Source organism: Acinetobacter sp. Lyrl_1 (assembly GCF_051948795.1).
Classification (GTDB): Bacteria; Pseudomonadota; Gammaproteobacteria; order Pseudomonadales; family Moraxellaceae; genus Acinetobacter; species Acinetobacter towneri.
In genome coordinates this window covers 1-923 of the sequence record NZ_JAYJLK010000100.1, presented here as the reverse complement: position 1 = coordinate 923, position 923 = coordinate 1, and the positions used below count along the sequence as shown (strand labels likewise).

1 protein-coding gene and 1 pseudogene are annotated in these 923 nt (G+C 41.1%); both read left to right on the top strand.

From position 1 onward, the window contains the following. Positions 1 to 102, top strand: a pseudogene (locus VF675_RS13700) (IS110 family transposase); the annotation flags it as partial. A 64-nt stretch (positions 103 to 166) separates the two neighbouring features. After that, a complete protein-coding gene (locus VF675_RS13695) occupies positions 167 to 871 on the top strand; it encodes an IS6 family transposase (RefSeq protein WP_019383621.1) in 705 nt (234 codons plus the stop codon). Positions 872 to 923: the final 52 nt, after the last annotated feature.

Below are 923 nucleotides of genomic sequence, written 5' to 3'. Positions count from 1 at the left end.
GAAAGTGGCTTTGGCAGTCTGCTCAAATGGCTCATCACTCTTAAAATTGAACCTGATCAAGTGACAGCAATCATGGAAGCGACTTCGGTTTATCATGAGAATTGGCACTGTTGCAAATAGGCTGACGTGATAAGCTAAATATCTTATTTATTTCGAGATACAGCAGATGAATCCCTTCCACGGTCGGCACTTTCAAGGTGAAATCATTCTTTGGGCTGTTCGTTGGTATTGTAAATATGGCATCAGCTATCGTGAACTTCAAGAAATGCTCGCTGAACGAGGCATAAATGTGGATCACAGTACAATTTATCGTTGGGTTCAGCGTTATGCTCCAGAAATGGAAAAACGCTTACGCTGGTATTGGCGTAATCCTACAGATTTACATTCATGGCATATGGATGAGACTTATATCAAAGTGAAGGGGCGATGGACTTACCTGTATCGTGCAGTTGATCAACGTGGTCATACGATTGACTTTTACCTTTCCGCTAGGCGGAACAGTAAATCAGCCTATAGTTTTCTAGGAAAGATATTCAATACGGTGAAAAAATGGCAAATTCCACGGGTCATCAATACAGATAAAGCAGCGACCTATGGCCATGCTTTATCACGATTAAAGCGAGAAGGAAAATGTCCACCAGACCTTGAACACAGGCAGATTAAGTATAAAAATAATGTCATTGAATGTGATCATGGTAAGTTAAAGCGAATCATCAGGGCCACATTAGGATTCAAATCTATGAAGACGGCTTATGCCACAATTAAAGGTATTGAAGTCATGCGTGCACTACGTAAAGGACAAGCATCGTCATTTTATTATGGTCAGCCTCAGGGTGAAGTGTGTCTAATCAACAGGGTTTTCGGTCTCTAAGCACTTTTTAAAGGGAACTTCATCGACTCAAATCTCTATTTGCAACAGTGCC

What these genes read in the sequence shown, in the direction of transcription:
- VF675_RS13695 (WP_019383621.1), top strand. Translation starts at nt 167, where the DNA reads ATGAATCCCTTCCACGGTCGGCACTTTCAAGGTGAAATCATTCTTTGG.